The following is a 23,691-nucleotide window of genomic DNA, read 5'->3' on the forward strand; positions in this document are numbered from 1 at the left end:
CGCAGCCAATCGGACCGCCTCAAGCTGAGCGGAGCGCGGGACAAGTTATAAAGGGCAATGAAAAAAATGTCGCCTCCCTCGCCTTTGGCGCCCGCCGGCGCCGCCTTCCGCGCCTTGCGCGGCGCCCTGCCGCAGCCTCGGTAGATCGCCTTGGCCGAAAAGCCGATCCTGGATCGCCCTGACTTCCGGCTGGAGCGCAAGCTGCTGCGCCGCGACGTCTGGCCCGTCGCCGGCGTCGACGAGGCGGGACGCGGGCCGCTGGCCGGACCGGTCGCCGCCGCGGCCGTAATTCTCGATCCCGACAATCTGCCGCGCGGGCTGAATGATTCGAAGCAGCTGACGCGCGAGGAGCGTGAAAAGCTCTATGAATCGATCATGAAGCGGGCGCTGGCGGTCGCGGTCGGCTTTTCCAGCGTCAAAGAGATCGACGCCGTAAACATTCGTCAGGCGACCTTCCGCGCCATGCGCCGCGCCTTAGCGGCCCTCGCCGCCTCGCCGCGCTATGTGCTGATCGACGGCAATGATCTGGCTCCAGATCTTTGCTGCGAAGGCGAGACAATCGTCAAAGGCGACGCCTCGATCCTTTCAATCGCCGCCGCCTCGATCGTCGCCAAGGTCACGCGCGACCGGCTGATGAGCCGGCTCTGCGCCGTCCACCCGGTGTATGGCTTCAGCCAGCATGTCGGCTATGGCACGCCGGCGCATTTGCAGGCGATCGAGGCGCACGGCCCCTGCCCGTTTCACCGGCTGACCTTTCGGCCGTTCCGGGCCGACTGAAACCCGTCCAAAATCGGGACAACCCCGGCTGGACCCCGCAACGCGCCCTTTACCGCTCGGACGGTAAACAATGTGCGTCAGTTGCGTATCGGTTTTTAATCATGCGTCCAGCATCCGCCGGGGCCGCGCGCGCAGCGCTCGCCCGATCTCAGCTTAAGGTATTGCGTACTGAGACCGGAGCGTTTTCCGCGCCTCTCCCGGCGGATTGTTCTCCCGCGCTTCCGCTCAATGAAATCCTGATCGGCGACTGCCTCGAGCAGCTGGCGCGCCTGCCTGCGGCCTCGGTCGACGCCGTCTTCGCCGATCCGCCCTATAATCTGCAGCTCGAATCGACGCTGTCGCGGCCGGATCAGAGCCTCGTCGACGCCGTCAACGACGATTGGGACAAGTTCGACAGCTTCTCCCATTATGATTCCTTCAGCAGGTCATGGCTCAAGGCCGTGCGCCGCGTCATGAAGCCCGAAGCGACGCTGTTCGTGATCGGCTCCTATCACAATATTTTCCGGGTCGGCTCGACGCTGCAGGACGAAGGCTTTTGGATCTTGAACGACATCGTCTGGCGCAAGGCCAATCCGATGCCGAACTTTCGCGGACGCCGCTTCACCAACGCCCATGAAACCCTGATCTGGGCCGCGAAGGATTCCGCCGCCAAAAACTACCGCTTCAATTATGAGCTTCTGAAAGCGGGCAATGAGGATTGCCAGCTCCGCTCGGACTGGCTTTTCCCGATCTGCACCGGCGCCGAACGGCTGAAAGGTTCGGACGGGCGCAAGACGCATCCGACGCAAAAGCCGGAAGCTTTGCTGGCCCGTATCCTGATCGCCGCGACGAACCCCGGCGATGTCGTGCTCGACCCGTTCTTCGGCTCGGGCACCACGGGCGCCGCCGCGAAACGGCTCGGGCGGCATTTCGTCGGCATCGAGCGTGATAAAACCTACGCCGCCGCCGCGCGGGCGCGCATCGACGCCGTCGAGACTCTGCCCGAAGCAGCAATCGCGCTGACGCCGAGCAAGCGCACCGAGCCGCGCGTCGCCTTTTCGGCAATCGTTGAGGCCGGGCTGATCGCGCCCGGCGACAGTCTCGTCGACGACAAGCAGCGTCATCGCGCGACCGTGAGGGCCGACGGCGCCATCACGCTTGGGCCGGTCGTCGGCTCGATCCACAAAATCGGCGCGCTGGCGCAGGGCCTGCCGGCTTGCAACGGCTGGACCTATTGGCACTTCGCACAAGGCGGCAAATTGCAGCCGATCGACGCGCTGCGCACGGTGGCGCGCGGAAAACTGCGCGAGGCCGAAGCCTGATTGGGATTTACCTGATCAGACCTTCTTTAGCGTGTAGCGCACCGACTGCAGCCGGATGAACCCGTCGCGGAAAATGAAGGTGTCGACGCCATCGTCGGCGTAATTTTCCTTCGATTTCGCCGTCCACTCCAGAAACAACGCATCCCCTTCAAAGAGGACGGTCGGCAAAGCCCAGTCGGCCTGCGGCAAATCCGCGAGCAGCGCGACGAAAGCCTCGCGAACGCCCGCCTTGCCGCGCTTCACGCCCGCCGCAGTCAGGATGACGGCGTCTTCGGCATAATCATAGACGATGCCGTCGAGGTCAGCGGCCACGAGCGTCTCGGCATGGTGCTGGAAAATTTCTTGCGGCGTACGGGTCATAAAACAGCGCTCCCATTACAATGGCGCTCTTGTGCCGCGAAGATGACGACAGCGCAAGCTTGACCTGCCGCAATCAATCCAGCTCGACGATAAGGCCAAGCTTCTCGAACTCTCCTTCGATCGCCTGCACGATGACCTGCAGCTCTTCGATGGTGATCTCTGCGCCCTCATGAGGCGCGTCCCAGGCGACGATCTGATCGAGATCGACGACGAAATCGGCCGGCTCCTCGGCGTCGGGAAGCTGCGCCGAGGGCAGGATCGTGAGGCGCCTGTCCGCCCAGGCGATCCGGATCGCGCCCTCCGTCAGAGTGATCTGCGGTCCTGATCCGCGCCGCTTGGCCTTTGTCACAGATCTCCCCCAAATTCCCGCCGCCTCGCCGCGCTGACGAGTTTGCGCATGAGAGTCGGCAGCGCCTCATTCTCAAGATCGGCCGCCGCCCAGCGGCAACCGTCGGGCGCCGGCATGTTTGCCCCAGCCTCCCCCACATACACCGAAAGCTGCAAGGCAAAATGCGTGAAACTGTGCTCGACCGGGCGCGCCAGCCGGCGATAGCGCGCCTCGACCGGGGCATGGCGCGGCGCGCCGGCCTCGTCGAAATCCTCGGTCCAGGGTGAGCCCGGGATCTCCGTCATGCCGCCGAGCAGCCCTTTCGGCGGGCGCGTTCGCACCAGGACCGCGCCGTCGGGCCGCGCCACATAAAAGGCGGCGCCTCGCCGGAGCGGCCGCTCCGGTTTCGCGGCCTTCACCGGAAAACGCGCTGGATCGCCGATCCTGAACGCGGCGCAGGCTCCGTTCAGGGGGCAGATCGCGCAGGCGGGGCTTTTCGGCGTGCAGATCGTCGCGCCAAGATCCATCATCGCCTGCGCATAATCGCCGGGACGCTCCGCCGGCGTCAGCGCTTCGGCCCGTGCGTAGATCAGGCGTTTTCCCGCCGGCGGTGGCGCCTCGATCGCGTAGAGGCGCGACAGGACGCGCTCGACATTGCCGTCGACGACGGCGGCCTTGCGGCAAAAGGCGATCGCGGCGACCGCCGCGGCGGTATAAGGGCCAAGACCTGGCAGGGCGCGCAGGGCCGCCTCCTCGTCCGGAAATTGTCCGCCAAATTTTGCGGACACGGTCTTGGCGCAGGCGTGCAAATTGCGCGCCCGCGAATAATAGCCAAGCCCGGCCCACTGCCGCATCACCTCCTCGGCCGGCGCCCGCGCGAGGGCGTCGACGTTGGGCCAGCGCGCCAGAAACGCGGAGAAATAGGATTTGACCGCCGCGACCGTCGTCTGCTGCAGCATGATTTCCGAGAGCCAGACGGCGTAAGGGTCGGCCGCCGCGCCGGGCGGCGCGCGCCAGGGCAGAACGCGGCGATGACGGTCGTACCAGGCAAGAACTGCGTCTGGGATTGCGGCGTCTGCGATTGCGGCGTCACACATGCGCCTCGTTTAGCCGGTCTCATCTGCTTCGCAAAGCGAGCCAGATTGATCGGAACGCGGACCCCGGCGCGTGAGCGTCCGACACAGCGGCGTGACTGGCGTTTTGACGCCGCAAGGCCGTCCGAAACCTTCAAACAGAGGCGCAGCAAAAAAGCGCCCGGAGGAGCATCGATGAACCAGCAATCCGCGCCCAGCGCCAAGCCCGTCCCGGCAGGGCGCGAGGGCGCGATCCCCTATCTCACCGTGCGCGACGGCTCCGGCGCCATCGAATTCTACAAACGCGCTTTTGGCGCGGCGGAGGCCATGCGCATCGAGCATGAGGGGCGCGTCGGCCACGCCGAACTCGAGATCGGCCCGGCGAAAATCATGCTGTCGGATGAATTTCCCGATCATGAGGCGTTGTCGCCGCAAACGATCGGCGGCACGCCGGTATTGATCCATCTCTATGTCGAGGACGTCGACGCCTTCATCCGTCGCGCCGAGCAGGAAGGGCTGAAGACCCTACGGCCGGTGGCCGACCAGTTTTATGGCGATCGCGGCGGCAAATTCGAAGATCCGTTCGGACATCGCTGGTGGATCGCCAGTCACATCGAGGATCTCTCGACCGAGGAAATTCGCCGCCGTGCCGCGGCTCTCCACGGCGAGGCGCCGGCACAGGGCTGAATCGCCGCCGCCTTGCGGCCGGGCCGAAACGCGCTACAAAGATTCATGCGCGCAAAGCGTTTCAAGGATCCATGGTCGCGGCCGATCGCCGACCTCGTCGGGCCGATCATCGATCCGGCGCTGGCGCGGCGCGGCTTCGGCAAATCCGACGTCATCCTCTACTGGGAGGAAATCGTCGGCGCGCGCATCGCCTCCATGTCGCAGCCGATCAAGCTGCAATGGCCGCCCCGGGGCCGCGCCGCCGCGACGCCGGCTACGCTCATCGTAAGGGTCGAGACCGGCTTCGCGCTCGAGCTTCAGCATCTTGCGGGAATTGTCGTCGAACGCGTCAACGCCCATCTTGGCTGGCGCTGCGTCGACCGGCTGCTTTTAAAACAGGGCCCGCTGGAGCCGCGGCCCGGCCCAAGACGCCGCAACGCGCCGCCGACTCCCGAAATTGTGAAGGCCGCGGCCGCTGCAACCGGCGATATCGCGGATGAAGCGCTCCGCGACGCCTTGACGCGCCTCGGCGCCTGTGTGCTAACCCGCTCCCAGCGCGAGGACGGCGGCTGACCGCCATCGTTCCGCCGCGCGGACATGCGTTTTGCCGCGCATGTTTTTTCTGGCGATGAAGCGGTCCGCGGGCCACACTCCATCGTCGGCCTTCGCTGACTTCGCCACTCCTACCCGCCGGATGGAATCGAAATCCATGACGACTTTGACCAAAGCTCCGGCCAATCCGAGCCGGCGATTCCTGTTCCGTTTCGCCGGCGCGGCGCTGGCCCTCGCCGCCGCCTTCGTGGTCCCCGCCGCATTCGGCGCGGCGCCTGCGCTGGCCCAAGGCGCGACCGTTCCGCCCGATCAGCTGATGGCGCCGGGCGCCCTTCCCGATTTGCCGCTCGGATCCGCCGACGCTCCAATCACCATCGTCGAATACGCCTCGATGACGTGCTCGCATTGCGCCGCCTTCCACACGACGACCTTCCCGGTGCTGAAAAGCAAATATATCGATACGGGCAAGGTGCGCTTCATCCTGCGCGAATTTCCGCTCGACCCCCTGGCGACCGCCGGCTTCATGCTGGCCCGCTGCGCCGGCGACGACAAGCGCAACGCCATCGTCGATCTTCTCTTTGCGCAGCAGAAGAACTGGGCCTTTACCGAAAAGCCGGTCGAGGCGCTTTCGTCCCTCCTGAAACAGGCGGGCATCGGACAGGAGGGGTTCGAAGCCTGCCTGAAGAACCAGGAGCTTTACAACAACGTCAACAAGGTGCGCGACAACGCCTCGGCGAAATTCAACGTGACCGCGACGCCAACTTTCTTCATCAATGGCAAGAAGGAAAGCGGCGAGATCTCGCCGGAGACGCTCGACAAATTGCTGGAGCCTCTGCTGAAGGGGTGAGGCTGCCCTCAAGCAAAGTGCGCCGCGCCGCGCCGGCTGATTGCGCGCGCGCCCGACGCGATCGTGCAATCTCCCGCCTTCGAAAGCGTCCTTCCGCCGACTAGGTAGAAATACCGAACTCGCATAAATTCCGCCAATCTCGAATCCGTCAGCACGGAGGAGCTTGGTGATTGAGTTTGACGATCTGGAACGGCGATTTGCCCCAAAGCGGTGCGCGCTCGGACTTCGGCGCTCTCTGGAGCTGACCGGCGACGGGCTTGCCCGGCGTCAATACAGTGATCGCCAGCCTCACGCCGGAGGGGGAAGAGCGGCGCAGTCTCGCGCTGCTGGCGGCGACGCACGGACGCGCCGACTCCCCCTCATATCGTTTAAATCATCAACAATCCGTCGGCCTCTGGACCGGCGGTGAAAAGTTTCTTGCGCAAACGCCTTTGACTTGCGCCCGGCCGCCGCCCCTCGCGTGCGCTGTGCAGGCTTCACGCTCTTCGCGACCGACGACTCCTTAAAGCCGGCATGACGCCCAACGCCCTGATTGTCTCGGCCTCGATCCTGCCGCGCTCGAGGCGAGGAAGAGATCTATCCCGACCAGCCGCGCGTTCCGGCCGGCAACGGCCAGGCCAGTGGCCAAAGGGGATCGAGCGCGGGAGCCGCTCCGACTCTGGCCTTGGTCGGCCACGGACAAGTTCTGTCGGATATCTCGGCCAGACGCGATCACGCTGTTGGTCACGATCGTCGGAGAGCGGATCGAATCGACATCTTCGAGGACGACCACCTCGAAATTTCGCGCTTCCGCGGAGATGAATCGATCGAGGGTGGCGAGGAGTTGCTGGCGCAGATTCTAAAGGATCAGGATTAGGCGAGGCGTCACGGAGGGCGGCCTAAGCGCCCTCCGAAGCAAGCCCCGGCAAAAATGTCAGAACATATCCAGCGCGACGCGCGCCTCGTCCGACATTCGCGCCTGATCCCATGGCGGATCGAAGACGACGTCGACGATCACGCCCAGAATGCCGCCGACGGAATTGACCGCCGTCTCGACCGAGCGCGTCAACTCGCCGGCGACGGGGCAACCGGGGGCCGTCAGGGTCATATCGACCTTGACCAGGCGGTCGGCTGTCACGTCGACCTTGTAGATCAGGCCGAGCTCATAGATATCGCAGGGAATTTCGGGATCGAAGACGGTCTTGAAGGAAGCGACGCAATCGTCGATGAATCTTGTGCGTTCGGCCTGCGGAATCGACGCGTCGAAGATCCACTTCGGCTCATGCGGCATCGTTTCCGCCGCTCCGGCCGGGTTCTCTTCGCCCATCGATTGATTCCTCATTCCTTCCGCATGAGCCGGTTCAAGGCTGGCCATGCAAATACCCTTTCCCGTTCGACCTACCCGCTTAAGTCAGAAAGCAATCCGCTTTGTCGGTGAGCGTCCTGCCGCCCACTATATGCGAATTTCCCGCCAAGATGCGATCCAGTTGAGACGGATTATAAATCCGGCTGCGGCCTCAGGCGAACATCCGCTCCGCCTTGAGCAAGGCCTCGACCAGCTTATCCACCTCCTCGAAGGTGTTATAGAGCGCAAATGACGCCCTGCAGGTCGAAGTGACGCCATAACGTCGCAGCAGCGGCTGCGCGCAATGCGTGCCGGCCCGCACGGCGACGCCGGCATGATCGAGGATCGTCGCGACGTCATGGGCGTGGGCGTTCTTCATTTCAAAGGAAATGATAGCGCCCTTGCCTTCCGCCTGTCCGAAGATTCGCAGGGATTCGACCTCCGCCAGACGCTGATGCGCATAATCGCTCAAGGCCATCTCATGCGCATGGATGCGGTCGCGGCCGAGCGCGCGCATATATTCGAGCGCGGCGCCGAGCCCGACCGCCTGGATGATCGGCGGCGTGCCGGCCTCGAAGCGGTGCGGCGGTTCATTATACGTGACGTATTCCTGCGTCACGTCCTTGATCATCTCGCCGCCGCCGAGGAAGGGCGGCATCACTTCCAGCCATTTCGCCTTGCCGTAGAGGGCGCCGATTCCGGTTGGGCCATAGAGCTTGTGGCCAGTCACCACGTAAAAATCGACGTCGAGATCGCGCACGTCGACCGGCAGATGCACGGCGCCCTGCGAACCATCGACCAGGACGGGAATCCCCCGCTCATGCGCGATCCCGGATGATCTCCTTGATCGGCGTCACCGTGCCGAGCACATTGGACATATGGGTGATGGCGACGATCTTGGTCTTCGGGCCCAGCGCCGCCTCGAAACGCTCGAGCGAGAAGGCGCCGTCGTCCTCGACGTCGACCCATTTTAGAACCGCGCCTCTCCGCTCACGCAGAAAATGCCATGGCACGATGTTAGCGTGGTGCTCCATCACCGAGAGGACGATTTCATCGCCGGACTTGATGTAAGCCTCGCCGAAAGAGGCGGCGACGAGATTGATCGCCTCGGTCGCGGATTTGGTGAAGATGATTTCGTTCACCGTCTCCGCGTTGAGGAACGAACGCACGCTTTCACGGGCGGCTTCAAAGGCGTCGGTCGCGGCGTTGGCGAGGAAATGCAGTCCCCGATGGACATTGGCGTATTCATGATAGGTCGCCGCGACCATTCGCTCCACAACCGCTTTGGGCTTTTGCGCCGACGCGCCATTGTCGAGATAGACCAGCTTCTTGCCATAGACCTCGGTGGCGAGGATCGGAAAATCCCTGCGCACGGCGGCGACGTCGTAAGGCGCCGGCGCGTGAATGTGCTTGTTCATGCCGGACCTCCCGTGACTGGGGTCGTCCCTCTGGCCGACAGCCAGCCCACGATCTTTTCGCGCAATTCGGCGCCGGTGGCCTCGTCGAGAAGTTCGTCGACGAGATCGGCGGCGAAGGCCTCGAGCAACAGCGCCTCGGCCTCGGCGAAGGGCAAGCCGCGCGTCTGCAGATAGAAAAGCTGATTTTCGTCGAGGCCGCCGCAGGTCGCGCCATGGCCGCAGGCGACGTCGTCCGCGAAGATCTCAAGCTCGGGCTTGTTGTTCATGGCGACGCCATCGGACAGGAGCAGCGCCTTGCTCATCATCCGTCCGTCGGTCTTCTGCGCCTCTTTCTCGACGGTGATCTTGCCCTGGAACACCCCGACAGCTTCTTCGTCGAGGACATATTTGAAGGTCTCGCGCCCGGCGCAGCCCGTGCCGGCATGTTCGACCAGCAAGGTCGTGTCGGCGTGCTCGCGGCCGCGCAGCAGAGAGACGCCGCTGAGAAGCCCCTCGGAATCAGCGCCGTCGAAGCGCATGAAGATCTGACGGCGCACGACGCCGCCGTCGCCGATCAGCCCAAAACTCTTGAACTTCACGCGCGCGCCAAGGCGGACGATCATGCTCTCGATGCGAAGACTGGCGCGGCCCATTCCCGTCATCGAGACGATGTGGTCGCAGGCCGCGTCGTCGGCGACCGATACGACCAGGCAGCGATTGGTCTGCGCCGCCTGCGCGCCGAAATCATCCTCGATCAGCCGAACCGACGCCCCGGCGCCGACGATCAGCGCCGAGCGCGCATAGGACGCGCGCGGCTCGCTCGCGGTCGAGGCGTAGACGATGCGGATCGGCTCGGCGACCACGGCGCCGGGCGCGACCTCGATGACGACGCCGTCCTGCATCAGCGCGGCGTTGAGCGAGACGATCGTGTCGGTTCCGCCGAAATCCTGCGCCGCCAGCAGCGCGATCAAATCGGGACGCCCGGCGGCGAGAACCGAGGCGAGCGACTGGATGACGACGCCTTCCGGCGCCGGATCCGACAATTCGGCGACGAACACGCCGTCGACGACGACGAGACGCTGGCCCGGCGCGGAGGCGGCGAGTTTTTCGCGCAATGCGGCGAGCGCCTCAGCCGAAGCCGGTTCGGCGAGCGGCGCGGCGGTGCGCATCAGCGCGCGCAGATCGGTGTAGTGCCACGCTTCGATGCGCCGATGCGGCAGGCCGGCGTCGTAAAACTTGCTGAACGCCGCCTCTCGCAATTTTCGCGCGTCCGGGCCCCCGGGCAAGCCTGGCAGGGCGGCGTCGAACGCTTCGGCGAGGGCAGCCTCGGCGGGCGTGCGCGGCGGCGTCAATGGAGCGCTCATCTTCGTTCCCCCTCAGGCCGCGTCGGCGACATAGTCGCGATAGCCGCTCTTTTCGAGCTCAAGCGCGAGATCGGCGCCGCCGGTCTTGGCGATTCGGCCCTTGGCCATGACATGCACCGTGTCCGGCACGATATAGTCGAGCAGGCGCTGATAGTGGGTGATGATGAGGAAGCTGCGCTTTGGCGAGCGAAGGGCGTTGACGCCCGCCGCCACGACGCGCAGCGCGTCGATATCGAGCCCGGAGTCGGTCTCGTCGAGAATGGCGAGGGTCGGCTCGAGCAGCGCCATCTGCAAAATGTCCATGCGCTTCTTTTCGCCGCCGGAGAAGCCGACGTTCAGCGCCCGCTTCAGCATATCCGGCTTGATTTCGAGCTTTTCGGCGCCGGCCTTGACCCGCTTCATGAGTTCCGGCGTCGACAATTCCTCCTCGCCGCGCTGCTTGCGCTGCGCGTTCAGCGCCGCCTTGAGGAAGGTCATGGTCGCAACGCCCGGAATTTCGAGCGGATATTGAAACGCCAGAAAGACGCCCTTGGCGGCCCGCACATCCGGTTCGAGGCCGAGCAGATCGACCCCATCGAGAAGGATCTCGCCCGATTCCACCGTATAGTCCTTGCGCCCGGCGATGACGTAGGACAGCGTCGATTTGCCGGTGCCGTTCGGGCCCATGATGGCCGCGACTTCACCGTCCCGCACGGTCAGGTTGAGATCGTCGAGAATGGGGCGGCCGTCGATCGAGACGGTGAGATTCTTGATTTCCAGCATGATCTTGTCCTTCGCGTTGCGGCGGGCGCGGGCCGCTTCGCCCTGCGCTGTCCGGCCGATATATTGGCCAACGAGGCGGCTTTCGCCTCAGACGACGGTTGGTCGATCGGTCGCTAGCCGACGCTGCCTTCGAGCGAGATCGCGATCAGCTTTTGCGCTTCGACCGCGAATTCCATCGGCAGCTGCTGCAGCACGTCACGGACGAAGCCGTTGACGATCAGCGCCGTCGCCTCTTCCGCCGAGAGCCCGCGCTGCATGCAATAGAACAGCTGGTCGTCGGAGATTTTCGACGTCGTCGCCTCATGCTCGAATTGCGTGCTCGTATTGCGCGATTCGATATAGGGCACCGTATGCGCGCCGCAGGAATTGCCGATCAGCAGCGAGTCACAATTGGTGAAATTGCGCGCGCCCGTCGCCTTGCGGTGCGAGGAGACCTGGCCGCGATAGGTGTTCTGCGATTTTCCCGCCGAAATGCCCTTCGAGATGATCCGGCTCGTCGTGTTCTTGCCGAGATGGATCATCTTGGTGCCGGAATCGACCTGCTGGCGCCCGTTCGAGATGGCGATCGAGTAAAATTCGCCGCGCGATTCGTCGCCGCGCAGGATGCAGGACGGATATTTCCAGGTGATCGCCGATCCAGTCTCGACCTGCGTCCAGGAGATTTTCGACCGGGCGCCGCGGCAGTCGCCGCGCTTGGTGACGAAATTGAAGATCCCGCCCTTGCCCTCTGAATCGCCCGGATACCAATTCTGCACCGTCGAATATTTGATCTCGGCGTCCTCATGGGTGACCAGCTCGACGACGGCGGCGTGAAGCTGGTTCTCATCCCGCTTCGGCGCGGTGCAGCCTTCGAGATAGGAGACGTAGGAGCCCTTATCGGCGATGATCAGCGTCCGCTCGAACTGGCCGGTGTTCTGCTCGTTGATGCGGAAATAGGTCGAGAGCTCCATCGGGCAGCGCACCCCCGGCGGGATGTAGACGAAGGAGCCGTCGGAAAACACGGCGCTGTTCAGCGTCGCGAAATAATTGTCGGTGGTCGGCACGACCGAGCCGAGATATTTCTGCACCAGTTCAGGGTGGGTATGGACGGCCTCGGAGATCGGGCAGAAGATCACGCCCGCCTTTGCCAGCTCTTCCTTGAAGGTGGTGACGACCGAGACGGAATCGAACACGGCGTCGACTGCGACGCGGCGCTCCGGCGCGACGCCGGCCAGAATCTCCTGTTCGCCGAGCGGAATGCCCAGCTTGGCGTAGACCTTCAACAGCTCCGGATCGACTTCATCGAGCGATTTCGGGCCGGCGGCCGTCTTCGGCGCCGAATAATAGTAGAGGTCCTGATAATCGATTTTCGGAAAATCGACGCGAGCCCAGGTCGGCTCGGCCATGGTCAGCCAGCGGCGGAAGGCGCCAAGACGCCATTGCGTCAGCCAGTCCGGCTCATTCTTTTTGGCCGAGATAAATCTGACAATGTCCTCATTCAGACCTTTTGGAGCCTTTTCAGACTCGATGTCAGAAAAGAAACCGTACTTATACTCGCTGACGTCGATCGACTTGACGCGATCGACGGTCTCCTGGACCGCTGCCATATCTTTCTCCTCACCCTGCCGGTTTCAAGGACCGCCGGTTCAGACTTCGACTATAGACCGCGCGCTCGCCGCCGTCTTCAGCGGGTCGCGCCTTTCGCGTTCACGCCATTTGACCAGACGCCCGCAGCGTCCTCGCCTTGACGGCTCGGACCGCATTTTCGAGCGCCCCGACGAACGTCGCGCAATCGGCCTTCGTCGAATCCCAGCCCAGACTGACCCGGATAGCGCCGCGCGCCAAATCCGGCGCGACGCGCATCGCCGTCAGAACATGGGACCGCTTCACCTTTCCGGATGAACACGCGGACCCTGAGGATACGGCGACGCCCTCGATATCCAGCCTCATGAGCAAGAGCTGTGCCTCGACGCCCGGGATCGCGAAACAGCTCGTGTTCGGCAAGCGCTCCTCGCCCTGTCCGAAAACCGTTGCGTCCGGCGCGAACCGTGCGATTTCAGTCTCGATCTCGTCGCGCCAGGACGCCAATTGGTCAGATCGCTCGACCGCCTCCCGCGCGGGCCCGAGCGCCGCCGCCATCCCTGCGATCGCCGCGACATTTTCCGTGCCGCCGCGAAAGCCGCGCTCCTGACCGCCGCCGCGAACCATCGTCGCCCCTATATGGGAAGTCTCCTCTCTGAAGCAAAGCGCCGCCGCGCCCTGCGGGCCGCCAAACTTATGCGCCGACACGACAATGGCGTCCGCACCGAGGCGGGCGAGGTCGCAATCGATCTTGCCGGCCGCCTGCACGGCGTCGCAGATGAGCGCGCCGCCTGCGGCATGCGCCAGCGCGGCGGCGGCGGCGACGGGCTGGATGACGCCGGTCTCATTGTTCGCCGCCTGCAGCGCCAGCAGGATTCGCCGGCCCTGATTCTGCCGCAAGGTCCGGCCCAGCTCCTCAAGATCGATCACGCCGCCCGGCGTTAATGTCGCGATTGCGACAGTCTCCGGCGCAAATCGATGTCCGGAAAGGACCGCGGCATGTTCGCCGGCGCCGACCAGCAGCATGTCGAAAGGTCCGGTCGCTCCGAGTCGAAGCGTCGGCGTCAAAGCCAGATTGAGCGCCTCGGTGCCGCCGGAGGCGAACACGATCGCTTTCGGCGGCGCGTTGATAAAACCGCCAAGCGCGATCCGGGCGTTTTCGATCAGCGCGCGCGCGGCGCGGCCCTCGGCATGAACGGAGGAGGCGTTGCCCGGCCGGTCGAGCACGGCCAGCATCGCCTCGCGCGCCGCCGGGCGCAGCGGCGTCGTCGCATTATGATCGAGATAGGCGCGGATCGGCGGCACAGCCCGTCATCCCAAACATGAACCGCCCGTCGGGGAGCGGAAACCCTTCAAAGTGCTTGCAATCCGTCCGGCCGGACGTGCTAGAAAGGCCGGCGACGGTCAATATCATACCCCAGCGATCGCAGACGCCGCGCGAATTGAGACAAGACGCGCGCTAAAGACAGGACGCCCTATCTTCGTCAAACGCGCTCGGGCGCCGATCCGGTCGCGAGCCATTATCGGGTCTTTGGCGCGGCGCACCGATCGGCCAAAGGCGACGCGCGGCCAGTCCCCGGATTCGAGGGGGCCGGCATCAGACCGCCGCGGCGATTGTTGAGCACAATTCACTAGAAGGCGCGCGACCGGGAAGTCAAGACGAGGCGCGGCGCTCGCCAAGACAAGCCTCACGCAAGCCGCGCCCTCACGGAGTTATTACGGAGATAAAATGCCAGAAGTTATGTTCAATGGTCCAGCGGGTCGAATTGAAGGACGGTTTCATCCATCGACCGTTCGCGGCGCGCCGATCGCCATCATTCTGCATCCGCACCCGCAATTTGGCGGGACGATGAACAATCAGATTGTGTATAATCTTTATTACGCTTTCGCCGAGCGGGGCTTCGCCGTGCTGCGGTTCAATTTCCGCGGCGTCGGGCGCAGCCAGGGCAGCTTCGATCATGGCCAGGGCGAATTGTCGGACGCCGCCGCAGCGCTCGACTGGGCGCAATCGGTCAATCCCGAAGCGCGCGCCTGCTGGATCGCCGGCATTTCCTTCGGCTCATGGATCGGCATGCAATTGCTGATGCGCCGGCCCGAGATCGAAGGCTTCATTTCCATCGCCCCGCCGGCCAACCGTTTCGATTTCTCCTTTCTCGCCCCCTGCCCTTCATCCGGCCTGTTCGTGCATGGCGATCAGGACCGCGTCGCCCCGCTGAAGGAAGTCACTGCGCTGATCGAGAAGCTGAAGACGCAAAAGGGCATTTTAATCGAGCATGCGGTGATTCCGGGCGCCAATCATTTCTTCGAAAATCGCGTCGAGCCGCTGATCGAGGAAGTCGGCATCTATCTCGACCGGCGCCTTGGCAATCCGCCACGCCTGCCGACGCCGACGCGCAGCGACGTCGCCGAGAAGCGCTAGCTTCGTCCCTGGCGGCCCGGCGCGCCTATTTGCTTGGCTCGGGGATCGGCACGTCAAAGGTGTTGAGCGTGACCGACACGAGGCAATAAAGCCCGACGAGATAGGAGAGTTCGGCCGCGCCATGCTGGCCAAACGCCTCGACCGCCACGTTGTAGACGATTTCCGGCAGGACGCCGCCGCCGACTAGCGCGCTCGCGACGTCATAGGCGATCGCTTCCTGCCGCGTGAGGTCGCCCGGCCGTTGACCGGCGACGATGGTGGCGATCTTTTCGTCCGAGAGGCCGCGCAATTCGCCGACCAGCACATGGGCGTAGAGCTCATAGGCTGAGTGGAAATGCGCGCCCGTCACCAGGATCGCGACCTCGCGCACATTTTTCGGGAGCGACGGATTGCTTGCCAGCGCCTTGACGAGATCCCAGCTCGCCTTGCCGAACGCCGGCTCATGCAGCCAGGGATTCCACGGCCCAACAAGCGCGCCGTCCTCGCGCACGGCGATGAATCCCTTGAAATTGGCGGCGATGCCTTCGCTCATGTCGTTGTAGAGCGCGCGTTGTTCAGGCGTGAGGTCTGACGGGGGTATCAACGGAAGACGCATGGCAACTCCTGACGGCGCTCCCCGCCGAATCGGGAAGCCAACGCAGTCTTTCCCAAAATCTTATCGATTCCATGGCGCCGCACAGCCGCAGCTTCGATTAGTGACCCGTCGCGGCGCGCGCGATCTCGCCGCCGGCGAGCGGCGCGGCGACGCCGGTGGTGGTCGGAAAGGTGATTGCGAGATTTTTCAGGCTCCGCACCGCCATATAGGCGAAGGCCTGCGCTTCCATGGCGTCGATCGACCAGCCGAGCGTCTCGGCCGTCGCGACCTTGCACGGCAGACGGCGCGCCAGTTCGCGCATCAGCGTCGCATTTCGCGCGCCGCCGCCGCAGACGACGGCGAGTTCCGGCCGCTGCGGCATGAGCGCGATCGCGCGGGCGATGGCCGCCGCTGTGAAGGCGGTCAAGGTCGCCGCCGCGTCGTTGGTGGAAAGGTCAGCGACCGGGGCTGCCGAGAAGGCGTTGCGGTCGAGCGATTTTGGCGCCGGCAGCGCGAAGAACGGATGATCCAGCAGCTCTTCCAGGATTTTTTCGTCGATGTCGCCTTCGGCCGCCGCGGCGCCGTTGCGGTCCATCGCCTCGCCGGTGCGCGACAGCATGAGATCGTCGATAAGGGCGTTGCCGGGGCCGGCGTCGCAGGCGATCGGCGTGTTTCCGGGCGCGCAGAAGGTAATGTTGGAAACGCCGCCGATATTGATGACGACAACCGGCTTTTCGAAGCCGGCGGCGGCGGCGAGGGCGCTATGGAACACCGGCACGAGCGGCGCGCCCTGCCCCCCCTGCGCCACATCGGCAGCGCGGAAATCATGCACCACGTCGATTCCAAGGGTCTGCGCAAGCGCGGGGCCGTCGCCGATCTGGACAGTGAGCCCGCTTTGCGGCCGGTGCAGAACGGTTTGCCCGTGGAAGCCGATGACCGTTATGTCCGCCGGCTCGAGATGCTGGATTTCGAGGAAGCGCTTGACCGCAGCGACGTGCCGGTCGGTAATCATTGCCTCGGCCTCGACAAGCGAGCCCGGACGCGCCCGCTGGTCGCCGAGCGTTGCGGCGTCGGCGAGCGCGCGCCGCAATAAGGCGCGGTCCGCCTCCGCATAGGGAAACGCGCTCACGCCGCCGAGGCGAATCTGGCCTTCCCCATCCGTCTCGATCAGGGCGACGTCGACGCCGTCCATCGACGTGCCGCTCATCAGGCCGATGGCTGTGACAGTCATTGCGGATCCTTTACGGACATTTTCGGTCTGGTCCTTCGGGCTAATTCAAGATGGCGGGCCGCTCGCGCCTTGGAGCCGTGCCGCGGCGCACCGCAACGTTCACCCATACCAACGATATTGGCCAGATAGCGCGCCGGTCGAGGAGAGGACGATGTTCGACGAATTCATGCTCCGGGTCAAAGTCCTTGATGTTCTGAATTCAACCCCATGCCGGAAAATCGCCTTCGTGGCCGCCGGCATGTCGATCATGGGCTATCATTACCGCTATCTCGCCGACCTCATCAACCGATGCAGCGTCGACATCCGGTTCGGAACCGTCGATCCGAGCGCCAATGGCGAATATGACGATAAAACAGATACGTTGCGCTTCAAGAGCCGTGACCCGGGCTTCTACGCGACCAACGAGAGCCGCGCGCTGATCGTCCATGAATGCACCCATGCGATCATCGATCTCGCCCATCCCGGCGGATTGGTCCGGCGCGCCGACAATGAGGCGACGGCCTGGATCGCGGAGACGATTTACAGAATGCTGACGGGCGAGAAAATGACAAAAACCGGCGATTTTTACGAGTCGCTCTATGATGTCGCCGGCAAAGCCATCGAAGCCGCCCCTAAAGGTCCCCCCCTCGTCATCGATCCGCGGGCGGTGACGCTTATTGGCGAGACCCTGCGCGGCGGCGACGAGGTGCGCGCGAAGGCCGCCGGCAAGATCGTTCCTGATGTCGAACGAATGAGCGGAATACCCTATTAGAGTCGCGCACGCGCGCAGTATTCATGTCAGTTTTATGACTGATTAACCGCAAGGCAGCGATCCTTATTCGGTCTATAGTGCGTTTCTCTCCACCGGAAAGAGAAACGCGACATGACTGGCAAGAGCGCTATCGCCGCAAGGCTTGGCGAACGCGGACTTCTACTGCCGTCCCTGATCGGCGAGGCGCTCCAGGCGAACGACCGAATCAAGCTCCGCTTCAGCCTGTTGCAGGAGGCGTTGGCGCAGGCGCGCAACCCGCACGAGCGGCCCGCCACATTCGCCGCCGAACGGCAGTCGGCCGGGCTCGGCGAGGCCCAATTCGACGCCATCGTCTCGGGCGCAAAAGCCATCGACGCCGGCGCCATCCTCGCGCCCGGCGCCGGCGCCCTTATCGCCGGGATAAAGCCCGACCTTGCCGCCATGCTGGCGCCGGTCGAGGCCGCCGACCCGACTGCGGCGGCCAGTTTCTCCGCAAGGCTCGAACGGCTCGGCGCTTCCCTCGCAGGGCCGGACGGCGACGCCGTCAGCGCCGACAAGATCTCCGCCATGACCTCGGGCCGGCGCGAGGCGGGCGACAGCCTGCATCTCCTGGTCATGGATCTGCACAAGGCGATCAACGCGATTGCGGCGGCGAGCGCGCCCGAGACCATCGACGGCGCCAGCGCCCATGGCGCGACGCCGCAGGACCGCGTGCGGATCGCCGCCTTCATGCGCGGCGTCAATCGCACGCGCGCGCTCGCCTTCGGCCATCCGGGGCTTGGCACGACGGCCGTGCGCACCGGAGCCTCGCTGACGATCCAGAACGATATCGGCACCACGGACGCCCATGTTCTCGTCGTTCACGTCGAGGGTCAGAGCGTCGCCGTCACCTACACGGACGTGCACCGGATCCGCGCCAAATTCTTCATCGGGCTGTTCGCCGGACAGGACGTCGAATTCAGTCCGCTGACCGAACATGAGTCGCGGGGCGTCGGCGAGGAGGACGTCTTCTATCTGCTGACCGGCCGCTTTTCCGGCGCCGAACCGGCGCTGCTGGGCTTTCTTGAAGCGCTCGGCGCGCGGCTCGTCTTCCTGATCGACTGGAACAAAGCGCGCAAGGCGCTCCAGATCTTTACCGGCAAGGAGGCCGCGGCCGAATTGCTCGCCTTCGCCGCGCGCCATGAGTTCGGCCATCGCGCCTTTCTCGAACTCGGCGGCGCGGACCTCGTCTTCGATTCGGTCCGCAAAGTCGCCGAAGGGCGCATCCCCTATGGCGCCCGCCTTGACGACGCGCTCGGCCGCATGGCGACGCGCGACTTCCTGCGCGAGGTTCTTCGGCGGTCGAGCCTTGGCCTTTCCGCCGGCCGATCGGCGCGACTGATCCGCGACGAAATCCAGGCCGATCTTTCGCAAAGATTTCAAAGCGCCGAGGCGACCCTTCTCGAACTGGTCGTGCGCCATCTCGGGCTCTCCCGCATGCTGGCCGGCTGGGTCGCCGACATGACGTCCGGCGGCGCGGCGGACTGGCGCCGCCTTGCCGCCCGCTCCGCCCTCCTCGAAAAAAAGGCCGATGCGCTGACAGTTTCCGCGCGCGAAATAGCGGGCCGCCTGAGCGGCGCCGACCGTCTGCTGCGTCTCGTCAATGCGGTCGAGAACGCCATGGACTCGCTCGATGAATGCGCCTTCCTGATCAGTCTTCGGCCCGAGAAAGAAGCGGCGGGCGCGGCGGAAGCCGAGCTTTCGACGCTCGCCGGCATCGGGCTCGAAAGCTTCAGCCATCTCATCCGGGCCAGCGAGGCGGCGATGCTTGCGCCAGCCGGCCAGCGCGCTGACGCCACAGACGCGCTGCGTTCGATCGACGCCGTGCTCGACGCCGAACATCGCGCCGACGCCGCCCTGCGCGAGGCGATGCGCGCCTGCTTCGGCGCGGCAAGCCTCGACGCGCGCGGCCTGACGCTGCGGCTCGAAGTCGCGCGCATGATTGAGGCCTCAACCGATCATCTCGCTCATGCGGCGCTGGCCCTGCGCGATCATGTCCTGAAGGAGTTATCTGCATGATCCAGCAAAGTTTTGAGCCAATCTTCATCGGCGCCGCCGGGACGGGGGACGAGGCCGCCGCCAAAGATTTCGGCGCAAGAGAGCTGGGCTCGAAGGCCGCGATGCTCTGGCGCATGAATGCGCTTGGCTTCGCGGTCCCCCCCGCCTTCGTCCTGCCGACGGCCCTGTGCGCGCCGGCCAACGCCGGCGAGGCGCCCGCGCTGCGGGCCATTGACGAAGGGCTGCGCGCGGGCGTCGCCTTTCTCGAACAGGCGACGGGACGACACTTTGGCGACGCCCGCCGGCCCCTGCTCGTCTCGGTGCGCTCCGGGGCCGAACGCTCGATGCCGGGAATGCTCGAAACCGTCCTTGACGTCGGCCTCAACGCTGCGACGCTGCGCGGCCTGATCCGCCTCACCGGCAACCCGCGGCTCGCCTTCGACAGCCGCCGCCGCTTCATCGAAAGTTATTGCGAGGTCGTCGGCGGCGTCGATCCGTCCGCCCTGGCGCAGCGCCTCGCGGCCATGATGGGCGAAGAGGACGCTTTGAACGAAGCTGAGCTCGATTGCGAGGCGCTGGAGCGGCTCGTCAAGGATTTCGAGGCGATCGCCGCGCGCGAATGCGAGGCGCCTCTGCCCGACGATCCGTTCGAGCAATTGGCCGGCGCCGCCCGCGCCGTCTATCGCTCCTGGGACAGCCCCAAGGCGCGGGAATATCGCCGGCTCAACGCGCTGGAAGGACTGCAAGGGACGGCCGTGACCGTTCAGGCCATGGTCTTTGGCAACGCTGGCGGACAATCGGGCGCGGGCGTCGCTTTCTCGCGCAATCCCTCGACCGGGGCGAAAGAGCTTTACGTCGACTTCCTTCTCGACGCGCAGGGCGAGGACGTTGTGTCAGGGCGGCGCACGCCGGGCGACGCCGCGCTTCTGGCGGCGCGTCTGCCGCAGGTCGCGCAGGAGCTTGGCCTCGCGGCGGCGCGGCTGGAGGCCGAGTTCAAGGACGTTCAGGATATCGAATTCACCGTGGAGGAAGGAAAGCTCTTTTTCCTGCAAACCCGTGCGGCGAAACGCGCGCCGCTGGCGGCCGTGCGCATCGCCGCCGATCTGAAGCGCGAGGGCGTCATCGACGCGGCGGCCGCGCTGCAGCGCATCGAGGGGATTGATCTTGCAGCCCTCGGCGAGCAGCGCTTTGTCGGCTCTGCCGAAGCGGTCGCGCATGCGACTGCGGCCGCGCAGGGCGTCGCCAGCGGGCGCGCCGCCTTCGACAGCGAAAGCGCCAAGGAGCTGGCGGCCGCGGGCGATCCCGTCATTCTCGTGCGGCCGGACGTTGCGACTGACGATATAGCGGGCTTTGCCGCCGCCGCCGGCGTTCTCACGGCGACGGGCGGGCGAACCGCCCACGCCGCAGTGGTGGCGCGGCAAATGGGCAAGGTGTGTCTCGTCGGCTGCGCAGCGCTGCGCGTCGACCCGGCGCTGCACGAGGCGCGGCTCGGGGAGCACGTCGTCCGCCAAGGCGATTTCCTCTCGCTCGACGGATCGAGCGGCGAGATTTTCCTTGGGCGGCGGGAAATCGTGATCGAGCGCCCGGACGCCGAGCTCGCCGAAATCGCCTCCTGGCGCGAAGCGCGAAAGGCGAGCTGAGCCCGCCGCGGCGCAGCGAGCCGCACCCGGCTTGATAAGCGCGCGGCGCCACGCTACGGACAGCGCCATGTCCGAAGATTTTCGCCCCCGCTCCGATTTCCTGCAGACGCTGCTCCTGCGCGGCTATGTGCATCAATGCTCCGACCTCGAGGGCATCGACGCCAAGGCGCAGTCGGGCGAACTTGTCGCTTATATCGGCTTCGACTGCACGGCGCCGTCGCTGCATGTCGGCTCGCTCGTGCAGATCATGATGCTGCGCTGGCTGCAAAAAACCGGCGGCAAGCCGATTGCGCTCATGGGCGGCGGCACGACGCAGGTCGGCGACCCCTCCGGCAAGGACGAAAGCCGCAAGATCCTCTCGCTTGAGACGATTGAGGCCAACAAGGCTGGCATCGCCAGCGTCTTTTCCAAATTCATCGCCTTCGGCGACGGAAAGACGCAAGCGCTTATGGTCGACAATGCGGAATGGCTGACGGCGCTGAAATATGTCGACTTCCTGCGCGACGTCGGACGGCACTTCTCGGTCAATCGCATGATGGCGATGGACTCTGTCAAGCTGCGGCTCGAACGCGACCAGGAGCTGTCCTTCCTCGAATTCAACTATATGTGCCTGCAGGCCTATGATTTCGTCGAGCTCAACCGCCGTTATGGCTGTGTGCTGCAGATGGGCGGCTCCGATCAATGGGGCAATATCGTCACCGGCCTCGATCTTGGACGCAGGTTAGGCGCCCCGCAGCTCTATGCGCTGACCTCGCCGCTGCTGACCACGGCGTCCGGCGCCAAAATGGGCAAGACGGCGCAAGGGGCGGTCTGGCTCAACGAGGACATGCTGCCGGTATTCGACTATTGGCAGTTCTGGCGGAATTGCGAGGATCGCGACGTCGGGCGCTTTTTAAAGCTGTTCACAGAATTGCCGCTCGACGAAACCGTCCGGCTCGAATCCCTGGGTGGCGCCGAGATCAACGAAGCCAAGAAAATTCTCGCGACGGAAGCCACCAGCATGGCGCATGGGCGCGAGGCCGCGCTGCTCGCCGAAGAGGCCGCGCGCCAAACCTTCGAGGAAGGCGCGCTCGCCGAAAGCCTGCCTTCGATCGACATCGACGCCGCGGAGATCGAGGCGGGGCTTGGCGTTCTCGCCGCCTTCGTCAAGGCCGGGCTGGTGGCTTCGACCAGCGAGGCGCGCCGCCAGATCAAAGGCGGCGGATTGCGGGTGAATGACGCGCCCGTCGCGGACGAGCGGGCTGCGCTTCAACAAGGCGACGTCGCCAGCGGCGTCATTAAACTTTCGCTCGGCCGCAAACGGCATGTGCTGCTGAAGCTTGTCTGACGCTCAGAGTAGAGCTCGGCGAGAATACGTCCAATAGACTATTCCGTTTGTCCGATCAGAGTTCAAACGTCGCCTGAGCAATACATCAATGACAGAGTCAATTTACGGCCTGTCATGGCGAATAATATCCATTTTCTTATAGTTGGCGGAAGTTCATGGAAGAACTTTGCTGAATGCTGTTGGTAGATTCGTCCCCGCCGTCGATCGCATGTGGATCGATGGCCGCCTTGAGAGCAGCCGACATCAATCGGCGTACGAGGGGGGACAACATGACGCAGAAAACCTTAGCTCTGAAAATTGGAGCCGCGGCTTTGCTGGCGAGCGCGCTGGCGCTGACGACCTCCGCACAAGCCGCGAACAACAACATCGGAGGGCCTCTGATCCTCAAGGACCAGGGCAGCTTCTTCGTCGGCGGCGACACCGAATTCAGCGACGCGATTTCCGGACAGACGAGCGGGCCAGGCGGATTTGGATATTCGAACTCGGACTACATCAAAGTCAATCAGATGTATGTTCAGTTCCAGGTCCCGATGAAAAGCGCGCGCAACATCCCGATCGTGCTGTTGCATGGCTGTTGTCTGACGGCGAAAACATGGGAGGACACGCCGGATGGCCGCATGGGCTGGGCCGAATATTTCCTGCGAAACAATCATGCCGTCTATCTGCCGGACCAATCGTCGCGCGCGCGATCGGGCTTTGACGCGACGACGATCAACGAGGTCAAGCTTGGCCAAAAACCGGCGACCGCTCTGCCAAATGTCTTCCTTTTCGGCCGCGTGTCCGCTTGGGATCTTTTCCGGTTTGGACCAGCCTATCCGACGCCCTTCGCGGACGAGCAATTCCCGGTCGAATCGTTAAGCGATTTCGGCAATCAGGTGATCCCCGATCTCAACGCGACCTTGCCGACGCCCAATCCGACTTACCAGAACATGGCGAACCTCGCCATCCTCGCCGGCGGCGCCGTCCTCGTCGGCCATTCAGAGTCGGGCTTTTTCCCCGAACAGGCGGCGCTCGTGAACAGCTCCGCCGTCAAAGGCGTCATCTCGATCGAGGGCGTTTGCTCCCCGTTGAATGGCGCCCAGATCAAGACGCTGGCGAAGATACCGACGCTCATTATGTTCGGCGATCATCTCACCGGCTCGCCCATCTCAGCTTCGCTGTGGTCGTCCGCCCTGCAGGGCTGCCAGACCTTCGTCCAGCAGCTGAAGGCCGCCGGAGGAAAAGCAACACTGGTGCAACTCCCGCAAATCGGACTTCACGGCAACAGCCACATGCTGATGCAGGACAGGAACAATCTGGAAATAGCAGACTATGTTCTCGACTGGATCGACAAGAATGTGAAGCAGAATCACGGTAGGGCGCTTGTCGGGAAGAACCGCAACGCGTCGGATAACTGAGGCGCAGCATACCCAAAACAGGCGG

Annotated in this window: 21 protein-coding genes and 1 pseudogene; 11 read left to right on the top strand and 11 right to left on the bottom strand. The window is 64.4% G+C overall.

All coding sequences use genetic code 11. From position 1 onward, the window contains the following. The first annotated feature begins 150 nt into the window (after positions 1 to 150). A complete protein-coding gene (locus MSIL_RS08130) occupies positions 151 to 777 on the top strand; it encodes a ribonuclease HII (protein WP_012590615.1) in 627 nt (208 codons plus the stop codon). A gap of 101 nt (positions 778 to 878) precedes the next feature. Continuing rightward, entirely contained in the window at positions 879 to 2,078 is a 1,200-nt protein-coding gene (locus tag MSIL_RS08135; protein ID WP_041367777.1) for a site-specific DNA-methyltransferase, read from the top strand. Between the two features lie 15 nt (positions 2,079 to 2,093). Here MSIL_RS08135 and MSIL_RS08140 read toward each other — a convergent pair whose 3' ends face one another. The 3 genes from MSIL_RS08140 to mutY form a co-directional block, all read right to left on the bottom strand. Then, positions 2,094 to 2,438, bottom strand: a complete 345-nt coding sequence (locus MSIL_RS08140; RefSeq protein ID WP_012590617.1) for a nuclear transport factor 2 family protein — start codon at positions 2,436 to 2,438, stop codon at positions 2,094 to 2,096. 73 nt (positions 2,439 to 2,511) lie between these two features. Continuing rightward, positions 2,512 to 2,787 carry an Imm74 family immunity protein gene (locus MSIL_RS08145; RefSeq protein WP_012590618.1) on the bottom strand — a complete coding sequence of 92 codons (276 nt, stop codon included), beginning with the start codon at positions 2,785 to 2,787 and terminating at the stop codon, positions 2,512 to 2,514. Next, complete coding sequence (gene mutY, locus MSIL_RS08150; protein WP_012590619.1) at positions 2,784 to 3,863, bottom strand: A/G-specific adenine glycosylase; 1,080 nt, start codon at positions 3,861 to 3,863, stop codon at positions 2,784 to 2,786. The genes MSIL_RS08145 and mutY overlap by 4 nt, the downstream gene beginning before the upstream one ends. A gap of 171 nt (positions 3,864 to 4,034) precedes the next feature. On the opposite strand from mutY, the gene MSIL_RS08155 reads away from it, so the two are divergent. The 3 genes from MSIL_RS08155 (at position 4,035) to MSIL_RS08165 (ending at position 5,904) form a co-directional block, all read left to right on the top strand. Next, positions 4,035 to 4,526, top strand: coding sequence for a VOC family protein (locus tag MSIL_RS08155; protein ID WP_012590620.1), 492 nt, complete (start codon positions 4,035 to 4,037; stop codon positions 4,524 to 4,526). A gap of 45 nt (positions 4,527 to 4,571) precedes the next feature. Then, positions 4,572 to 5,078 (top strand): DUF721 domain-containing protein, encoded by a 507-nt coding sequence (locus MSIL_RS08160; protein WP_012590621.1) that lies wholly within the window; start codon positions 4,572 to 4,574, stop codon positions 5,076 to 5,078. 136 nt (positions 5,079 to 5,214) lie between these two features. Then, positions 5,215 to 5,904, top strand: a complete 690-nt coding sequence (locus tag MSIL_RS08165; RefSeq protein ID WP_012590622.1) for a DsbA family protein — start codon at positions 5,215 to 5,217, stop codon at positions 5,902 to 5,904. 913 nt (positions 5,905 to 6,817) lie between these two features. Here the strand turns inward: MSIL_RS08165 and MSIL_RS08175 are convergent. The 6 genes and pseudogenes from MSIL_RS08175 to MSIL_RS08200 all read right to left on the bottom strand — a co-directional run bounded on the left by MSIL_RS08175 (position 6,818) and on the right by MSIL_RS08200 (position 13,616). Beyond that, complete coding sequence (locus MSIL_RS08175) at positions 6,818 to 7,174, bottom strand: iron-sulfur cluster assembly protein (protein WP_041368776.1); 357 nt, start codon at positions 7,172 to 7,174, stop codon at positions 6,818 to 6,820. Positions 7,175 to 7,400: 226 nt separating this feature from the next. Beyond that, positions 7,401 to 8,646, bottom strand: a pseudogene (locus tag MSIL_RS08180) (cysteine desulfurase). Continuing rightward, on the bottom strand, positions 8,643 to 9,989 hold the full coding sequence (locus MSIL_RS08185; protein WP_012590624.1) for a SufB/SufD family protein: 1,347 nt from the start codon (positions 9,987 to 9,989) through the stop codon (positions 8,643 to 8,645). Before MSIL_RS08185 ends, MSIL_RS08180 begins: the two are co-directional and overlap by 4 nt. A gap of 12 nt (positions 9,990 to 10,001) precedes the next feature. Then, on the bottom strand, positions 10,002 to 10,751 hold the full coding sequence (sufC, locus tag MSIL_RS08190; protein WP_012590625.1) for a Fe-S cluster assembly ATPase SufC: 750 nt from the start codon (positions 10,749 to 10,751) through the stop codon (positions 10,002 to 10,004). A 113-nt stretch (positions 10,752 to 10,864) separates the two neighbouring features. Next, positions 10,865 to 12,337, bottom strand: a complete 1,473-nt coding sequence (gene sufB / locus MSIL_RS08195; RefSeq protein WP_012590626.1) for a Fe-S cluster assembly protein SufB — start codon at positions 12,335 to 12,337, stop codon at positions 10,865 to 10,867. A gap of 100 nt (positions 12,338 to 12,437) precedes the next feature. Beyond that, positions 12,438 to 13,616 (bottom strand): cysteine desulfurase family protein, encoded by a 1,179-nt coding sequence (locus MSIL_RS08200; RefSeq protein WP_012590627.1) that lies wholly within the window; start codon positions 13,614 to 13,616, stop codon positions 12,438 to 12,440. A 424-nt stretch (positions 13,617 to 14,040) separates the two neighbouring features. Here MSIL_RS08200 and MSIL_RS08205 point away from each other — a divergent pair, with 424 nt between their 5' ends. Continuing rightward, on the top strand, positions 14,041 to 14,730 hold the full coding sequence (locus MSIL_RS08205; RefSeq protein ID WP_012590628.1) for an alpha/beta hydrolase: 690 nt from the start codon (positions 14,041 to 14,043) through the stop codon (positions 14,728 to 14,730). 25 nt (positions 14,731 to 14,755) lie between these two features. Here the strand turns inward: MSIL_RS08205 and MSIL_RS08210 are convergent, their stop codons facing one another. After that, entirely contained in the window at positions 14,756 to 15,325 is a 570-nt protein-coding gene (locus MSIL_RS08210) for a carboxymuconolactone decarboxylase family protein (RefSeq protein ID WP_012590629.1), read from the bottom strand. 97 nt (positions 15,326 to 15,422) lie between these two features. Continuing rightward, positions 15,423 to 16,535: an anhydro-N-acetylmuramic acid kinase gene (locus MSIL_RS08215; protein ID WP_012590630.1), complete on the bottom strand. Its 1,113-nt coding sequence runs from the start codon at positions 16,533 to 16,535 to the stop codon at positions 15,423 to 15,425. A gap of 151 nt (positions 16,536 to 16,686) precedes the next feature. Here MSIL_RS08215 and MSIL_RS08220 point away from each other — a divergent pair, with 151 nt between their 5' ends. From MSIL_RS08220 to MSIL_RS08240, 5 genes are all read left to right on the top strand, one after another. Beyond that, a complete protein-coding gene (locus MSIL_RS08220) occupies positions 16,687 to 17,286 on the top strand; it encodes a hypothetical protein (protein WP_012590631.1) in 600 nt (199 codons plus the stop codon). A gap of 111 nt (positions 17,287 to 17,397) precedes the next feature. Continuing rightward, positions 17,398 to 19,323 carry a hypothetical protein gene (locus MSIL_RS08225; protein WP_012590632.1) on the top strand — a complete coding sequence of 642 codons (1,926 nt, stop codon included), beginning with the start codon at positions 17,398 to 17,400 and terminating at the stop codon, positions 19,321 to 19,323. Further along, a complete protein-coding gene (locus tag MSIL_RS08230) occupies positions 19,320 to 20,942 on the top strand; it encodes a PEP/pyruvate-binding domain-containing protein (RefSeq protein ID WP_012590633.1) in 1,623 nt (540 codons plus the stop codon). The genes MSIL_RS08225 and MSIL_RS08230 overlap by 4 nt, the downstream gene beginning before the upstream one ends. 67 nt (positions 20,943 to 21,009) lie before the next feature. Beyond that, positions 21,010 to 22,269, top strand: a complete 1,260-nt coding sequence (tyrS, locus tag MSIL_RS08235) for a tyrosine--tRNA ligase (RefSeq protein ID WP_012590634.1) — start codon at positions 21,010 to 21,012, stop codon at positions 22,267 to 22,269. 269 nt (positions 22,270 to 22,538) lie between these two features. Continuing rightward, complete coding sequence (locus MSIL_RS08240; protein ID WP_012590635.1) at positions 22,539 to 23,666, top strand: alpha/beta hydrolase family protein; 1,128 nt, start codon at positions 22,539 to 22,541, stop codon at positions 23,664 to 23,666. Positions 23,667 to 23,691: the final 25 nt, after the last annotated feature.

The sequence above is a fragment of the Methylocella silvestris BL2 genome (assembly GCF_000021745.1).
GTDB classification, from domain to species: Bacteria; Pseudomonadota; Alphaproteobacteria; order Rhizobiales; family Beijerinckiaceae; genus Methylocapsa; species Methylocapsa silvestris.